General features: G+C 65.2%; 14 protein-coding genes and 1 tRNA gene. 11 read left to right on the forward strand and 4 right to left on the reverse strand.

Features of this window, described 5'->3' with window-relative positions; all coding sequences use genetic code 11:
- Positions 1-59 precede the first annotated feature (59 nt).
- The 6 genes from C8J39_RS16175 (at position 60) to C8J39_RS16200 (ending at position 4867) form a co-directional block, all read left to right on the forward strand.
- Positions 60-149: transfer RNA gene (locus tag C8J39_RS16175), tRNA-Ser, on the forward strand.
- Positions 150-302: 153 nt separating this feature from the next.
- The gene (gene rsgA, locus C8J39_RS16180; protein ID WP_120301377.1) at positions 303-1295 is read left to right on the forward strand and encodes a ribosome small subunit-dependent GTPase A; all 993 of its coding nucleotides are present in this window, start codon (positions 303-305) and stop codon (positions 1293-1295) included.
- A 546-nt stretch (positions 1296-1841) separates the two neighbouring features.
- On the forward strand, positions 1842-3092 hold the full coding sequence (locus C8J39_RS16185; protein WP_056489550.1) for a lipoprotein-releasing ABC transporter permease subunit: 1251 nt from the start codon (positions 1842-1844) through the stop codon (positions 3090-3092).
- On the forward strand, positions 3085-3798 hold the full coding sequence (locus C8J39_RS16190; protein ID WP_093399625.1) for an ABC transporter ATP-binding protein: 714 nt from the start codon (positions 3085-3087) through the stop codon (positions 3796-3798). Before C8J39_RS16185 ends, C8J39_RS16190 begins: the two co-directional genes overlap by 8 nt.
- Complete coding sequence (locus C8J39_RS16195; RefSeq protein ID WP_120301378.1) at positions 3795-4391, forward strand: GNAT family N-acetyltransferase; 597 nt, start codon at positions 3795-3797, stop codon at positions 4389-4391. The genes C8J39_RS16190 and C8J39_RS16195 overlap by 4 nt, the downstream gene beginning before the upstream one ends.
- Positions 4388-4867, forward strand: a complete 480-nt coding sequence (locus C8J39_RS16200) for a glutathione peroxidase (protein WP_120301379.1) — start codon at positions 4388-4390, stop codon at positions 4865-4867. Before C8J39_RS16195 ends, C8J39_RS16200 begins: the two co-directional genes overlap by 4 nt.
- A gap of 241 nt (positions 4868-5108) precedes the next feature.
- On the opposite strand, the gene C8J39_RS16205 is transcribed toward C8J39_RS16200, so the two are convergent.
- On the reverse strand, positions 5109-5702 hold the full coding sequence (locus C8J39_RS16205; RefSeq protein WP_120301380.1) for an HdeD family acid-resistance protein: 594 nt from the start codon (positions 5700-5702) through the stop codon (positions 5109-5111).
- 106 nt (positions 5703-5808) lie between these two features.
- Between C8J39_RS16205 and dnaE the strand changes: the two genes are divergently transcribed.
- On the forward strand, positions 5809-9372 hold the full coding sequence (dnaE, locus tag C8J39_RS16210) for a DNA polymerase III subunit alpha (protein WP_120301381.1): 3564 nt from the start codon (positions 5809-5811) through the stop codon (positions 9370-9372).
- A gap of 19 nt (positions 9373-9391) precedes the next feature.
- Positions 9392-10984 carry a long-chain fatty acid--CoA ligase gene (locus C8J39_RS16215; protein ID WP_120301382.1) on the forward strand — a complete coding sequence of 531 codons (1593 nt, stop codon included), beginning with the start codon at positions 9392-9394 and terminating at the stop codon, positions 10982-10984.
- Between the two features lie 52 nt (positions 10985-11036).
- On the opposite strand, the gene C8J39_RS16220 is transcribed toward C8J39_RS16215, so the two are convergent.
- Positions 11037-12815, reverse strand: a complete 1779-nt coding sequence (locus C8J39_RS16220) for a cation:proton antiporter (protein WP_120301383.1) — start codon at positions 12813-12815, stop codon at positions 11037-11039.
- Positions 12816-12887: 72 nt separating this feature from the next.
- Between C8J39_RS16220 and C8J39_RS16225 the strand changes: the two genes are divergently transcribed.
- A complete protein-coding gene (locus C8J39_RS16225; protein ID WP_132833626.1) occupies positions 12888-13334 on the forward strand; it encodes a hypothetical protein in 447 nt (148 codons plus the stop codon).
- Between the two features lie 37 nt (positions 13335-13371).
- Here the strand turns inward: C8J39_RS16225 and C8J39_RS16230 are convergent, their stop codons facing one another.
- Complete coding sequence (locus C8J39_RS16230; RefSeq protein ID WP_056055940.1) at positions 13372-14592, reverse strand: NADP-dependent isocitrate dehydrogenase; 1221 nt, start codon at positions 14590-14592, stop codon at positions 13372-13374.
- Positions 14593-14734: 142 nt separating this feature from the next.
- Here C8J39_RS16230 and C8J39_RS16235 point away from each other — a divergent pair, with 142 nt between their 5' ends.
- Entirely contained in the window at positions 14735-15463 is a 729-nt protein-coding gene (locus C8J39_RS16235) for a phosphatidylserine decarboxylase (protein WP_120301385.1), read from the forward strand.
- Positions 15463-16308 carry a phosphatidylcholine/phosphatidylserine synthase gene (locus tag C8J39_RS16240; protein WP_120301386.1) on the forward strand — a complete coding sequence of 282 codons (846 nt, stop codon included), beginning with the start codon at positions 15463-15465 and terminating at the stop codon, positions 16306-16308. Before C8J39_RS16235 ends, C8J39_RS16240 begins: the two co-directional genes overlap by 1 nt.
- Here C8J39_RS16240 and C8J39_RS16245 read toward each other — a convergent pair.
- Positions 16247-16480, reverse strand: coding sequence for a hypothetical protein (locus tag C8J39_RS16245; protein WP_259457569.1), 234 nt, complete (start codon positions 16478-16480; stop codon positions 16247-16249). The genes C8J39_RS16240 and C8J39_RS16245 overlap by 62 nt on opposite strands.
- Between the last annotated feature and the right edge of the window lie 224 nt (positions 16481-16704).

The raw sequence follows: 16704 nt of genomic DNA on the forward strand, positions 1-16704 counted from the left end.
ATTAGAGGCCGCGCTTCGACCGATCGGAGGCGCTGTTCGCAGAGCTTCGGATGACCTGCGGAGAGGTGGCAGAGTGGTCGAACGTACCGCACTCGAAATGCGGCGTACCCGCGAGGGTACCGTGGGTTCGAATCCCACCCTCTCCGCCATTTATTCCCTACAGCATCGAATATCCGCCGTCAGGCGCACCGCCATTGCGCGGTCGTGTGTGCATACGGCGATGGCAATGCCCTTCGTCGCGGCCTAGACGATAGGCGGTGCGACCGCCGCCGCGTCGCCAGGAAAGATACCGCGCGTAGCCTATGACCGACCAGACTTTGGCAGACCTTGGCTGGACTGCGCATTTCGCGGACCAGCTGACCGAGGACGAGCGACTCCAATGCCACCCTGTCCGCGTGATGGCGGTGCACCGTGGCAAGATCGCGGTGTCCGGCGCCAAATCGGACGGTTTCGTCTCGCCCTATATCGCCGGTGCGCAGCCCGAGGACGATCACCCGACAGTCGGCGACTGGCTGCTGATCGACGATCGCACGCAGGAGGCGACGCGCGTCCTCCGCCGCCTGAACCTGTTCAAGCGACGCTCACCGGCCGATCCGCGGAAAGATCAGATGATCGCCGCCAATGTCGACACCGTCTTCATCGTCGCATCGTGCAACCAGGATTTCAGCATCGCCCGGCTCGAGCGCTATCTCGTGCTGGCGCGCGAGGTGGGGGTGCCCCCGGTCGTCGTCCTCACCAAGGCCGACCTGACCGACACGCCCGAGGAGTTCGCCGCCGCCGCGTGCGCGATCGAACCGGGATTGCTCGTCGAAACCGTCGACGGGCGCGACCGGGCCGACGTCAAGCGGTTGGCGGCATGGTGCGGGCCCGGCAAGACCGTCGCGTTCCTCGGCTCGTCCGGCGTCGGCAAATCCACGCTCGTCAACGCGTTGCGGGGATCGGACACCATCGGAACGCAGGCGGTGCGGGTCAAGGACGGTACCGGCCGCCACACGACCACGGTGCGCGAGATGCACCGGCTCGACCAGGGCGGCTGGCTGCTCGACCTTCCCGGTATGCGCGAACTGCAATTGTCGGAGGCCGCGACCGGGCTGGCCGAGGTGTTCGACGATATCGCGCTGCTCGCGCAGGAGTGTCGGTTCGCTGATTGTTCGCACGGGGTGGAGCCGGGGTGCGCGATCCAGGCGGCGATCGCGGCGGGGACGCTGGCGCCGGACCGCTTCGAACGCTGGCGCAAGCTCAACGCGGAGGAAAATGGTGCGGCGTCACGGCTGACGAAGCGCCGGACCCGGTAACGCGCGCGCCGCGCTTCGACGTTTCCAAGCGATCGGCCGCGGTAGAGCATCCGGGCGCAGCGTCTTGACTGTATTGCCGAGGCGGCCGCGACAGCAGTTCAAGATCTGCTAGAGTATAGATCGCTGCGGTGAACTATGCCGGACAAGCAAACGCCCGGACCGTTGCCGATCCGGGCGCCTGCGTGACGATCGCTCGTCAGCCCCCATTTTTTTGCTCTCGCATCTCGTCTTGCGACGGAGCGGAAAAGCAGTCCCCGAACCACGGCCGTTGCCTGTGTCTCAGCGAGTTTGTTGCTAGTTATGTCCGTGGATTTTGTCACGGTCTTTGCGCGGGGCGGCTCACGATTGAACTGCGCCTGTGGCGATTACGCAACAGACCAATCTAGACACTTCCGGATCGGGACTAACCGGGCCCTGTACGAGGAGGCGCCGCATGCCGAGCACACCGCCACGCACCGGCCTCAGAACCGGCCCGACAGTTGCCTCGCAACGGGCCGCGTCCTAGAGCCGCTACACTCTATCCCTAACGATCGAACCTGGCCGCCCATGATCCTGTCCCGCTACGAACGGATGATAGCCCGCCGCTATCTGCTGCCGGGCAAGGGCGAGGCGTTCATCTTCCTCGTCGCCTCGATCAGCCTGGTTGCGGTGATGCTCGGCGTCGCCGCGCTGGTGATCGTGATGAGCGTGATGAACGGCTTCCGCGCGGAACTGTTCGACAAGATCGTCGGGCTCAACGGCCATGCGGTCGTGCAGGGCGTCGGCAACCGGCTCCCCGACTGGCGCGAGATCGTCGCACAGGCGCAGAAGACGCCGGGCGTCACCAGCGCGCTGCCGCTGATCGAACAGCCGCTCGCCGCCACCTATAACGGTCGCGCCGAGGCGGTGCTGGTACGCGGCATGCGCGTCGACGACATCCGCCGCAATTCGACGATCAGCAACAAGGTCGTGATGGGGTCGCTCCAGTCGATCACGCAAGGGTCCGGCCGCATCGCGATCGGCTCGCGGCTCGCCGAATCGCTCGGTGCGCAGGTCGGCTCCGAGATTTCGCTGTTCAGCCCGCAAGGCCAGACGACGCCGTTCGGCACCGTCCCGCGGATCGTCAGCTATACGGTCGGCGCGATCTTCGAGATCGGCGTCTATGATTACGACAAGGCGTACATCATCATGCCGATCGAGGATGCGCAGACGCTGCTCCTGATGGGCGACGCGGCCGGCATGGTCGAGCTGAAGACGGTGGACGCGGACCGCGTCGGCGAGATCCTCAAGCCGCTCGCGGACAAGATCGGCGGCAACGCGGTGATCGCCGACTGGCGGACGATGAACGCGCAGCTGTTCGAGGCACTCGCGGTCGAGCGCGTCGCAATGTTCACCGTGCTGTCGATCATCATCCTGGTTGCGGTGTTCAACATCCTGTCGTCGCTGATCATGCTGGTCCGCGCCAAGACGCGCGACATCGCGATCCTGCGGACGATGGGCGCGACGCGTGGCTCGATGATGCGGATCTTCATCGTCGTCGGCACCACGATCGGTGCGCTCGGCACGGTCGCGGGGCTCGTGCTCGGCTTCATCTTCCTGTTCTACCGGCAGGGCGTGGTGAACTTCGTCCAGCTCCTCACCGGCCAGAATTTGTGGGATCCCTCGATCCGCTACCTCACCGAGCTCCCGTCGAAGACCGACCCCGTCGAGATCGTCGTCATCGCGCTGATGGCGCTCGTCTTCAGCTTCCTCGCAACGCTCTATCCGGCCTGGAAAGCGGCGAGTACCGACCCCGTGCAGGTGCTGCGTTATGAATGAAGGCCTCAAAATCGATCGCCAGATCGAGAAGTTCGACGATTATGTCCTCCAGACCAGCGGGCTGACCAAGAGCTTCACGCAGGGCGGCGCGACCATCGACGTGCTGCGTGGTGTCGACCTCGCGATCGCACCGGGCGAGATCGTCGCACTGCTCGGGCCGTCGGGCTCGGGCAAGTCGACGCTGTTGCAGGCCGTGGGCCTGCTCGAGGGCGGATTCCAGGGATCGATCAGGATCGCCGGCACCGAGGCGGCCAAGCTCAACGCGCATGAGCGGACCGTGGTGCGCCGCGACAGCCTCGGCTTCGTCTACCAGTTCCATCACCTGCTGCCGGACTTCAACGCCACCGAGAACGTCGTCCTCCCGCAACTCGTCCACGGCGCGACGCGGGTCGAGGCGGACAGGCGCGCTGCGGAGTTGTTGACCCAGCTCGGTCTCGGCCACCGCCTGACGCACCGCCCAAGCCAGCTCTCCGGCGGCGAGCAGCAGCGCGTCGCGGTCGCCCGCGCGCTCGCCAACAAGCCCGCGCTGGTTCTGGCGGACGAGCCGACCGGCAACCTCGACGAACACACCGCCGACATCGTCTTCGCCGAGTTCATCCGCCTGGTCCGCGAACAGGGCACGGCGGCGGTGGTCGCGACGCACAACGAGCGGCTCGCGGCCCGCATGGACCGCGTATTGCGGCTGCACGAGGGACGGCTGGCGTGACCTGGGGCGAGACGCCGACGCTCACCGGGCGTCACGTCACGCTCCGCCCGCTGGTCGACGACGACATCGACGCGCTCGTCGCGGCCGCGTCGGCGGACAATTTGTGGGACACGTTCTACGCCAACGTCGCGATGATGAAGGCGCCCGACCGCTGGCTCGCCGCGGCGTTGCGCGAACAGGACTTCGGCCGTGCGCGGCTGTTTGCGGTGGTGGCTGGCGGGACCGTCGTCGGCACCACGCGCTTCATGCGGATGAACGAGGGCAACAAGCGGCTCGAGATCGGCGGCACCTTCTACGCCAAGTCCGTACAGCGCACCGGCGTCAACACCGAAGCCAAGCTGATGCTGCTGACCCACGCGTTCAACGCCCTCGGCTGCGAATGCGTCCAGATCCGCACCGATTCGCTCAACAAGCGGTCGCAAGCCGCGATTGAACGCCTCGGCGCCAAGTGCGACGGCGTGTTGCGCGGGCACCAAGTGATGGCCGACGGCCGCTTGCGCGACACCGTCGTCTACAGCATCCTCCGCCACGAATGGCCCGGCGTGCGTCAGAACCTGGCGTATCTGCTCGCGCGAAACGAGGACCGCCCATGACCGCGATCACCGACTTCACCGTAAAAAACGCCGACGGCACAGCGACTTCGCTCGAACTTTACCGCGGCAAGGTGCTGTTGATCGTCAACACCGCCTCGAAATGCGGCTTCACCCCCCAATATTACGGCCTCGAAGCACTCCATCGCGATTATGCCGATCGGGGTTTCGAAGTGCTCGCGTTCCCGTGCAACCAGTTCGGCGGGCAAGAGCCGGGCGACGCAGCGGAGATCGCCAATTTCTGCACGCTGACCTACGACGTGACGTTTCCGGTGTTCGCGAAGATCGACGTCAACGGGGCAGGGGCCGACCCGCTGTTCGAGCGCCTGAAGTCGGATGCGCCGGGGGTGCTCGGGTCGAAGGCGATCAAGTGGAACTTCACCAAGTTCCTCGTCGGTCGCGATGGGGCGGTGGTGGACCGCTACGCCCCGACGACCAAGCCCGAGGACATCCGCAAGGATATCGAGAAGCTGCTCTAACCCACAGGGGCACCACCCCACACCACCACCCCGGCGAAGGCCGGGGCCCAATTGGGGGACGGCGGTGAAGACCGCTGCGCTCCGTTACTGCAACCTCACCAATTGGGCCCCGGCCTTCGCCGGGGTGGCACTTTCTCGCGAGGAGAGGCCAAGCATCCCAACGTAGCGTGTTCCCCCGCGAAGGCGGGGGCCCAGACTGGACTCCCGCCTTCGCGGGAGAACAAGCAGTTCGCGGGGAAAGTCAGGCGGTCACCGAAAACGCCGGTGCGCCCTTCTTGTGCGCGAGGGCCGAAGCAACCGAAGTCACCCCGCCAAACAGGAAGCTGATCCCCAAAACATACCCCGGCAACGTCAACGCCGACCAAGGCAGCGTCGCCAGCACGATCACCGCCAGCAGTATGTTCACCACGCCCAGCGCGATCATCAACCCCTTGCCCCGCCGAAATCGCGCCCCAAGCCCGATCTCCAGCGCCCCACGCAAACCCAGCCAAACCGCAATCAGCAACGTCAGCGAGATAGCCCCCGTCGCAGGCTCGAACGCCATGATCAGCCCGATCACCAGCGACACCAGCCCGAACCCGATCGCATAGCCGCGCCCCTCATGCCCCTTGCCGGCAAACCCCGACACGATCGACACGATCCCGGCCGCAATGAAGAACGCCCCGATTACCAATGTCGCGGCATAAGTCGCGGAAAACGGCGACGCGAACGCGATGATCCCGAGCACCACCGACAACACGCCGTAAGCCAGCATCCACCCCCAACCAGCGCCCGCACGCGGCGCACCCGCAGCCGTGGTTTCGGTATCGGCAAAACGCCCGCGTGGATCGGTCATAAATAAAGCTCCCAGAAGTCCACGCCGCAACGGCTCGTCGTGTCCGCGGTTCCGATCGGACTCATCCCGGCTGGTCGAATCACGCCACAGCGCCTACCTCCTGTCGATGCATTCCGGTTACGTCCCCCTCCGCGTTTTCTCCTGCTACACCATGCTCGACGGCGCCATCGATCCAAAAGCGATCGCCAAGCAGGCGCGCGCGCTGGGCTTCCCCGCCGCCGCGCTGACCGATCGCAACGGGCTCTACGCCGCGATGGCCTATTCGGACGCCGCCAAGAAGGACGGCGTCCAGCCGATCATCGGAGTCATGCTCGGCGTCGGTCGCCCCGACATGCCCGACGGCGTCGCCACGCAGTTCGACTGGCTCGCGCTCTACGCGCAGAACATGACGGGCTACGACAATCTCTGCGCGCTCGTCTCGATGGCGCATCTCGACCGCCCGATCGAGATGCCCGCGCACGTCGATTTCGCCGCGCTAGAACGCCACACCGACGGCCTGATAGCCTTGACCGCAGGCGGCGAGGGCGGTCTCGCCCGGCTGTTCGCGGAAGGCCAGCCAGATCGCGCCCGCGCCTATCTCGACCGTCTCCAAGGCCTGTTCGGCGACCGCCTCTACATCGAACTCTCGCGCCGCAACGACGCAATCGAGACGGCGGCCGAAACCGACCTCATAGACATCGCCTACGAGCGCAACCTGCCGCTGGTCGCGACCAACCCGTGCTGCTTCACCGAAAGCGCGTTCGGCGACGCGCACGACGCCATGCTTTGCATCGCGCACTCGACCTATGTCGAGACCGAGGACCGCATCCGCAGTTGCCCAGAAGCCTGGATGAAGCCCGCGCCGGTGATGCACGAGATGTTCGCCGACCTGCCCGAGGCGATCGCCAACACGCTGGTCGTCGCACAGCGCTGCGCGGTGATGGCGCCGTACCGGAAACCGATCCTCCCCAGCCTCGCCGGCGATATCGAGGGCGAGGCCAAGCTCCTTCGTGACGACGCCGAAGCCGGGCTCGAAGCGCGTCTCGCCCGCATCACCGAACTCCACGGCGAGGGCGAGGACGGCTGGCGCGACGTCTACCGCAAGCGGCTCGCGTTCGAGGTCGACGTGATCGTCCAGATGGGCTTCCCCGGCTATTTCCTGATCGTCGCGGACTTCATCAAATGGGCAAAGGACCACGACATTCCCGTCGGTCCGGGTCGTGGTTCGGGCGCAGGCTCGGTCGTCGCCTGGTCGCTGACGATCACGGATTTGGACCCGATCAAGCTCGGCCTGCTGTTTGAGCGCTTCCTGAACCCGGAACGCGTGTCGATGCCCGATTTCGACATCGATTTCTGCGAAACCCGCCGCGTCGAGGTGATCCGCTACGTCCAGGAGAAATACGGCCGCGATCAGGTCGCGCAGATCATCACCTTCGGGAAGCTGAAGGCGCGCGCGGTGCTTAAGGACACCGGCCGCGTGCTGCAGATGAGTTACGGCCAGATCGATCGTCTCGCCAAGCTGGTCCCGAACCACCCGACCGACCCCTGGACGCTGGAACGCGCGCTGAACGGCGTCGGCGAACTCGCTAAGGAATACGCCAACGACAACGGCGTCCGGAAGCTGCTCGATCTGGCGATGAAGCTGGAAGGCCTGCCGCGTCACTCGTCGACGCACGCCGCCGGCGTGGTGATCGGTGATCGGCCCTTGGCGCAGCTCGTCCCGCTGTATCGCGACCCGCGTTCCGACATGCCCGTCACGCAGTTCGACATGAAATATGTCGAGGGCGCGGGCCTCGTGAAGTTCGATTTTCTCGGGCTCAAGACGCTGTCGGTGCTCCAGAAGGCGGTGCAACTGCTCGCCAAGCGCGGCGTGACGGTCGATCTCGAGGCGCTCGAATGGGACGATGCGGGTGTCTACGCGCTCCTGCAAAAGGGCGACACGGTCGGCGTGTTCCAGCTCGAGTCGGAGGGCATGCGCCGCACGCTGTCCGCGGTGCGCCCGTCCAATTTCGGCGACATCATCGCGCTCGTGTCGCTCTACCGACCGGGCCCGATGGACAACATCCCGTCGTTCGGCCGCCGCAAGAACGGCACCGAGGCGATCGACTATCCGCACCCGCTGCTCGAACCGATCCTTTCCGAGACCTACGGGATCTTCGTCTACCAGGAGCAGGTCATGCAGGCCGCGCAGGTCCTTGCCGGCTTCTCGCTCGGCGGCGCCGATCTGCTGCGTCGCGCGATGGGCAAGAAGGTGAAGGCCGAGATGGACGCGCAGCGCGCGGGGTTCGTCGAGGGGTGTCTCGCCGTCAACGGCATCAAGAAGGCCGAGGCGAACGCGCTGTTCGACTTGATCGACAAGTTCGCCGGCTACGGCTTCAACAAGAGCCACGCCGCCGCGTATGCGCTGCTCGCCTACCAGACCGCGTGGCTCAAGGCGCACCACCCGCACGAATTCTTTGCGGCCTCGATGTGCTACGACCTGCACCAGACCGACAAGCTGGCGATCTTCACCGACGACATGCGCCGTCTCGGGATCGCCGCATTGCCGCCCTGCATCAACGCAAGCCAGGCCGAGTTCGATGTCGAGGTCTTGGCGGATGCTGACGCCCAACCAGCAGAATGTTCACCCGCGAAGGCGGGTGCCCAGTCTGGGTCCCCGCCTTCGCGGGGAAACAATCTGGCGGTTCGTTATGCGCTAGGCGCCCTCAAGAGCGTCGGCGAAGGCGCGATGGAAAAACTGATCGTCGAGCGCGTCCAGAACGGCCCGTTCGCCGGCCTCGACGATCTCGCCAAGCGAGTCGACCCGCGCCTGCTCAACAAGCGCCAGCTCGAGACGCTCGCCGCCGCGGGCGCGTTCGACGGCCTCGACCAGAACCGCGCCGGCATCCACGCCACCGCCGAGACGATCCTCGCGATCGCCGCGCGCACGCACGAACAGAAGACCAGCGGGCAGGGCGGCCTGTTCGGTGACGCCGAACCCGCCGGCGACGCGATCAAGCTCCCGCCGTCGGTCCGCTGGACGCTCAGCCAGCGCATGGATCAGGAGAAGGAGGCGTTCGGCTTCTATTTCTCCGCGCACCCGGTCGATCGCCACCGCCACATCGCGGTCAGCCACGGCGCCCGCGCCTACACCGCGCTGTCCGAGCTCAACATCCCCGACGACGGCAGCCGCGCCGGCGCGACGATGGCGGTGCTGGTCGAGGACGCGCGCTACCGCACGTCCGCACGCGGCAAGCGCTTCATGATGGCGCAATGCTCCGACGCCAGCGGCCAGTTCATGGCGACCTGCTTCGACGACCAGGTCTCGAAGGATCTGGAGGAGGCGGCAAAGGCCGGCGGCTGCGGCCTCATCACCGTCGAGCTCGATCGCAAGCCCGGCGAGGACACGCCGCGCGTCAGCATCAAGCGCATCCAGCCGTTCGAAGGCCTCGCCAACCTCGCGCGCTTCCAGGTGGTCGTGACGATCTCTGACATGACCGCGTTCGCCGCCCTCGCGTCGCTGTTGGCCGAGCATCGCGGCGCGCGCGGCGAGGTTCGCGTGCGTGCGCCAATGCCCGATGGCGAAGTCTGCATCCTGCTCGGCCGCGACTTCCTCCTCGACGGAGAGCTTGTCGAGCACATCGAGTCGTTGCACGGTGTCGCCAAGGTGGAGATGAAGACCTCGGAAACGAGGCTCGCTCTGGTCGGATAACGAGCTTGGGAGAGCGAGAATGCTTGGTGGAATGCAGGATTTCGAGCTTCGTGTTCCCCGCCTGATAGACCACGCCGCGCGCGAACACGGGGCTAGGGAGCTAGTCAGCTACTGGGCCGACGGTCGCGAGACCCGCACCAACTGGGCGGGCGTATCCCGCGACGCCCGTAAACTCGCGCAGGCGCTCGAAAAATTAGGCGTAGCCCCCGGCGACCGGGTTGCGACGCTGGCGATGAACCACGCGCACCACCTCGTCGCCTGGTACGGCGCGATTGGCATGGGCGGCGTGATCCACACGATCAATCCGCGCCTGTTCGACGAGCAGCTCGTCTACATCGCCAACCACGCGGAAGACCGCGTGATGCTCTACGACAAGGCGTTCCAGCCGCTCGTCGATCGCCTGCGCGCGCAATGGACCAGAATCAGCCGCTACATCTGCTTCGACGACCTAGGACCCGACGGTTTCCAGGCGATGCTCGACGCCGAGGACGGCGATTACGAGTGGGTAGAAGGCCCCGAGCGCGAGCCATGCATGCTCTGCTACACCAGCGGCACCACCGGCAATCCGAAGGGTGTGCTCTACACGCACCGCTCGACGATGATCCACGCGATGGCCGAGGTCGCGCCTTGGGTGTTCGATCTCTCCCCCAACGCGGTCGTGCTCCCGGTCGTGCCGATGTTCCACGCCGCCGCCTGGGGGCTGCCGTTCGCCTGCGCGCTGTCGGGCGCGAAAGTCGTCTATTCCGCGGTGAACGATCCCGCCGTGCTGTGCCGGCTGATGAACGACGAGAAGGTCACGCATTCCGCCGGCGTGCCGACCGTCTGGCTGGCCATGTTCGGCCACATGGACGCGTCAGGCGACGCGCCGCGCCACCTGAAGCAGGTGACGATCGGCGGCTCGGCAGCCCCCCGGGCGATGATCGAGCGGATCATGGGCATGGGTGCCACCGTGAAACACCTCTGGGGGATGACCGAAACCTCGCCAATCGGCACCGCCGGCTTCAACCCGGCGCACTGGGATGACATGACGCGCGACGAAAAGCTCGACCTCGTCGGCAAACAGGGCAGCGTCCCCTTCGGCATCGAACTCCGCATCATCGACGACGAGGGCACGGTGCTAGCTCGCGACGGCAAGGTGGCCGGCAGGTTGCAGGTCCGCGGCCCCTGGGTGGTCCAACGCTATTTTGGCGCAGACCAAGACGCGGTGGACAAAGATGGCTGGTTCGATACCGGCGACGTCGCGATGCTGCATTCGGACGGCACGATGCAGATCACCGACCGCTCGAAGGACGTCATCAAGTCCGGCGGTGAATGGATCAGTTCGGTCGACCTGGAGAACGCGGCCGTCGGCTGTCCGGGCGTCGCGGAGGCGGCGGCAATCGGCATCCACCATCCGAAATGGGACGAGCGCCCGCTGCTGCTGGTGGTTCGCAAGCCTGGCAACGACGTCACCGAACAGACGATCCTCGATCACCTGGCCAAGCACGTCGCTAAATGGTGGCTCCCCGACGCGATCGTCTTCGTCGAAGACCTGCCGCACACCGCAACGGGCAAGCTGCTCAAAACCGTGCTCCGCGAACGCTTCAAGGATTTCGCGCTAGCCGCTGCCTGATCAATCGGCTTAGGCCGACTATGGCCGGATAAGGCCGACGCCTCGTGCAATACTATGCCGCGCGGGGCGTCCGCTTGGCTTTCCTGATCCGCGGCTCGACGATCATGTCCGCCGCCGCCTTGATCTCTTGGCGAAGCTCGTCGCGCTTCTCGTGGATCGAGGCGATCACTGGCCCCATCGCCACGCCGAGATCGACCAGCACTGCCTCCGCCAACTGCAATGAACTCTCCAACGTCTCCGGCACGGCATCGGTCACACCCGCACGGTACAGTTCGGCCGCATGCGCCGTATCGCGCGCGCGCGCGACGATCGGCAGGTCCGGCGCCAAAGCCCGTACCCGCCGCGCTAGGCGTACCGTCAGCACTGGGTCGTCCATCGTTAGGATCAACGCCTTGGCGGTATGCAGCTTCAATCGTTCGACCAGTTCGGGGCGGGCGACGTCGCCAAACAATACTGGGTGGCCCAGCATGCGGGCCTCTTCCACCGAATCGATATCCGCCTCGACCGCGACGTATTTCTGTCCGTGGACGGCCAGCATGTCGGCGACCATGCGGCCGACCCGGCCGAAGCCGATGACGACCGTGCCGGGGCCGTCATCATCGATCTCGATATCGCCAGCATCGGCCGTCGAGCGGCTTTCGAGCTGGCGCGAGACCGTGCGGCCGAGCTTGGCCAGCAACGGCGTGATCGTCAGGCCGATCGCCGTAACGGTCTGCCAGAAGGACGCCGTCGAAGGGAGGATCAGCTGCGCCTGCGCGGCCGTTGCAAGCACGATCAGCGTGGTCTCGGAGGGGCTACCCATCAGCAAGCCCGTCTCGGCCGCGACCCCGCGCCGCGAATTGGCGACGCGCAGGAACAGGAACGTGACGATCGCCTTGGTCGCCACCACGCCCGACACCGCGAGTAGGAGCGACGGCCAGTTCTGCGCGATCAGCCGGAGGTCGAGGCTCATGCCCACCGTGATCAGGAACACACCTAGCGCGAGCCCCTTGAACGGCGCGGTGATGACCTCGACCTCGCTGTGATATTCGGTCTCGGCGATCAGCAACCCCGCCAGCAGCGCGCCAACGATAGGCGACAGTCCGGCGGCCGTTGTCGCGACGCTCGCTACGATCACCACCAGCAGCGACGCGGCAAGGAAGAGTTCAGGGCTCTTGGTGCGCGCGGCCTGCCCGAACAGCCGGGGCAGGACGACCCGCCCGCCGATATACATCGCGACGACGGTCAAACCACCGCGCAATGCCACGCCGGCGATGTTCGACCAGCCGTCTGCGCTCGCAGTCGGTGCCAGCGCACCAAGCACGAAGATGATCGGGACGAGCGCCAGATCCTCGAACAGCAGCATCGCGAACGCTCCCCGACCGACCGCACCCGTCGTGCCGACGAGCGGTAGGACTAAAGCTGTCGAGGACAGCGCGAGCGCGAACCCGAGCCCTATCGCGCCTGCCCATTCCTGGCCGATGAAGTGCAGCGCCGTGCCAATGATCAGCGCCGAGCCGATCAGTTCGGCGGCGCCGGTGCCGAACACCAGTCGCTTCATCGACCATAACCGCTTGAACGAGAGTTCGAGGCCGATCGAGAACAACAGCAGGATGATACCGAACTCGGCGAACGGCTCGATCGACTCTGGGTTCGAGATGGTTAGGTAATACAGCCACGGCATAGAGCCGGTGAGCGAGCCCAAGCCGGCGGGGCCGACCAGCAGGCCGACCAGGATGAAACCGATGACCGGGCTAACCCGGAACCGCGCGAACGCGGGAATGACGAGGCCCGCCGCGCCCAGAATGACGAGCGTGTCGCTGAAACCTTGATTGTCGAGCCGTAATGCCATGCTACGCTTAGACCAGCCTTGCGGCGGGGCGGCTAGGCTGTTTGTGTCGTAGAGGGGCGAAACGCCATGCACGTGCGAACACCGAAACGGGCATGGACGCTATGGATCGTCGGGATCGCGCTGGCCTGCGCGCCGATCCCGCTGATCATGTACCACAGCCATCTCTATTATGCGGAGGGCGGCACAAGCGTCGACGGACCGGCGATGCTCTTGATGTCTGTGATTATGACTAGCTCAGGTTGGGGCGCCATCTGGCTGCTGATCCTTGCGCCCTACCTTGTCGGCTATCGCGGGGCGGGAGCGCTGACGCTTGGCGTCGGTGCCACTTTCTCGTCGATCCTGTTGTCGACGATCGCATTCGGTCTGACGGGGCTTTTCCTATGGCTTGCGTGCGCCCAGGTCGAATTCTGGAAGCTGTCCCGCATACCGTTCACTGCGCATCTGATCGGCTGTGCCGTGTATTTCCAGTATCTCCGCGCCGCGGTGGTCAACCGGAGCTTACGCGTCGGATCGCGGTGAATGAGACCGGGCGGCGTCGCACCGCCCGGCCATCAGTTCAGGCCCAGTTGGCCATTTCCGTCTCGAGGTTGGACCGCACCTGCTCGAAGAACTGCTCGGTCGTCATCCAGGGCTGGTCGGGGCCGATCAGGATCGCGAGATCCTTGGTCATGTGCCCGTTCTCGACCGTCTGGACGCAGACACGCTCGAGCGTCTCGGCGAACTTGGTGACGTCGGGCGTATCGTCGAACTTGCCGCGATACTTCAGGCCACCGGTCCACGCGAAGATCGACGCGATCGGGTTGGTCGAGGTCGCCTTGCCCTGCTCGTGCATGCGGAAGTGCCGCGTGACGGTGCCGTGCGCGGCTTCGGCCTCGACGGTCTTGCCGTCCGGGGTCAGCAGGATCGAGGTCATCAGGCCGAGCGACCCGAACCCTTGCGCGACCTGATCCGACTGGACGTCGCCGTCATAGTTCTTGCAGGCCCAGACGAACTCGCCGTTCCACTTCAGCGCCGATGCGACCATGTCGTCGATCAGGCGATGCTCGTAGACGATGCCCGCTTCCTTGAACTTGTCCTTGAACTCGGCCTCGAACACCTCGGCGAAGAGGTCCTTGAAGCGGCCGTCATAGGCCTTGAGGATCGTGTTCTTGGTCGACAGATACACCGGCCACTTCAGGTTGAGGCCGTAATGCATCGATGCGCGGGCGAAATCGCGGATCGAATCGTCGAGGTTGTACATCGCCATCGCGACGCCCGCCGACGGGAACTGGAATACCTCGCGGTCGATGACCGTGCCGTCGTCGCCTTCGAAGACGAGACGCAGCTTGCCCGGGCCCGGGACCAGATAATCGGTCGCGCGGTACTGATCGCCGAATGCGTGACGGCCGACGACGATCGGGTGCGTCCAGCCCGGGATCAGGCGGGGTACGTTCTTGATCACGATCGGCTCGCGGAAGATGGTGCCGCCGAGGATGTTGCGGATCGTGCCGTTCGGCGACTTCCACATCTTCTTCAGACCGAACTCGGTCACGCGCTGCTCGTCGGGAGTGATCGTCGCGCACTTTACCGCGACGCCGTGCTTCTGCGTGGCGAGCGCGCTGTCGATCGTGACCTGGTCGTCGGTCGCGTCGCGATGCTCGACGCCGAGGTCGTAGTAATCGAGCTGGATGTCGAGATACGGCTTGATCAGGCGCTCGCGGATCCATTCCCAGATGATCCGGGTCATCTCGTCGCCATCGATCTCCACGATCGGATTCTTTACCTTGATCTTCGCCATATCCGGGTCCTTCGGGGGAGGGGTTTGGGGAGCGTCTAGGGGAGCATGCCGCCACGATCAACCATTGGACAACCACTGGTCCTACAAGGAAAAGCCGGTTCATCGTTGTATCGCGCGTCCTGCACGGATAGACCCGCAGGTTATGGCATCGCTCGACAAGCCGCCCGTCACGACCTCCACGGTCAAATGGCGATTTCCCGCAGTCCATCCGGAGGGCCACAAATACGTCGCGATCTCGGCCGGCATCACGCTGCTGCTGACGATTGTCAGCCACGTGCTGTTCTGGCCGATGGTCGGCGTCGTGATCTGGGTCGCGACGTTCTTCCGCGATCCGATCCGCACCACCCCACAAGGCGAAGGCCTGATCGTCGCCCCCGCAGACGGGCTGATCACGATGATCCAGCGCGTGCCGATCCCGCGCGAGCTCGCCGGCGAGAACGGTCTCGGTGATGCACCGCTGGTCCGCGTGTCGATCTTCATGTCGGTGTTCGACGTGCATATCAATCGCACGCCTGTCGCGGGGACGGTTCGACAGGTGGTCTACATTTCGGGCAAGTTTCTCAACGCCGACCTCGACAAGGCGAGCGACGAGAACGAGCGCCAGCATTTCGTCGTTGAAGATCGCAACGGCATGCGGATCGGCTTCACGCAGATTGCCGGCCTGGTCGCGCGCCGCATCCTCGGCTTCGTGAAGGCCGGCGACATGGTCGCGGTCGGCCAGCGCATCGGCCTGATCCGGTTCGGTAGCCGAGTCGACGTGTACCTGCCCGATCACGTCGTGCCGCAGGTGTGTCTGGGCCAGCGTAGCATCGCGGGCGAGACCGTGCTTGGTCGCGTCGGTGGCGTTCCGGTCGGTGGTATCGCCCAGTGATGGACCGCGACGGTTCGACCGATTCGATCGAGGAGCGGGGCCGGGGGCGGTTCGGTCGCACACGTCGTGCACCGCGCGGACTTCCCCTGCGCGCCGTCGCTCCCAACGCCGTTACCGCGCTAGCCCTGTGTTCAGGCCTGAGTGGCGTGCGGTTCGCGATCGGTGGACAATGGGAAAGCGCCGTCGCGATGATCATGGTCGCGGGCGTGCTCGACGGCCTGGATGGTCGGATCGCCCGGATGCTGCACGGCGAAAGTCGGTTCGGCGCGGAACTCGATTCGCTCTCCGACGCGATCTCGTTCGGCGTTGCGCCGGCGCTGATCGTCTATCTCTGGTCGCTGACGGCGTTGCCGCGCGTCGGCTGGATCTGCTCGCTTATCCTCGCCGTGTTCTGCGCACTGCGTCTCGCGCGCTTCAACGCCAAGATCGACGAGAGCCACCAACCGCACAAGTCCGCGGGTTTCCTAACCGGCGTTCCAGCTCCAGCCGGCGCGGGACTCGCGCTGATGCCGATGTTCTTCTGGTTCTGGACCGACGAGCCCAGGTTCGCGTCGCCGTATTTCGTGGCGCCTTGGGTCGCATTCGTCGCGTTGCTGATGGTGTCGAGTATCGCCACCTATTCGTGGAGTTCGGTCAAACTCCGCAGCAACATCCGGTTCGAGGCGATTGCCCTCGTCGTACTGCTCGGTGCCGCAATCGTAAGCGCGCCATGGCATACGCTCAGCATTATTTGCATACTGTACCTGCTTTCGATGCCGTTCAGCATCGCGAGTTACGCCAAGATCAGGCGGCAGCGTTCCAGCGGCGGGCGGGCACCGGAGCCGACGTCGAAGCCCAGCGCCTGACCGCAATCCGGCGCTCCGCAACGGCCAGCGTGCGGAGCGGATGGAACGCGGGTTCGACGTTGCCCATCGCGAGACGGACGATACGGTCCCACTGCGGCGCGATCGACGAGACGATCATCATGCCCGCGACCGCGAATGCACCAGCAAAAACCATGAAGCTCAGAACCAACATCACGTCCGCCTTCCTATGAGTTGCGAACAAATTCCTATTATCCGCAAACACTTGGTCAGAAACATCGTTCCACTCGTCGCATTTCGAATCCCGTCCTGCCGGGGTGATTCCGCGCCGAGTCGAACATCTGTTCCCCTCTGAGCCCTTTATGTTCTCATTGCGTTCCATGAGTCAAGCGGGCCATGTGCGATTGCTTTTCGAATAGAGCCACGCTAAGGGCCGCG

The sequence above is a fragment of the Sphingomonas sp. PP-CC-1A-547 genome, from assembly GCF_003610375.1.
Lineage (GTDB): Bacteria > Pseudomonadota > Alphaproteobacteria > Sphingomonadales > Sphingomonadaceae > Sphingomonas.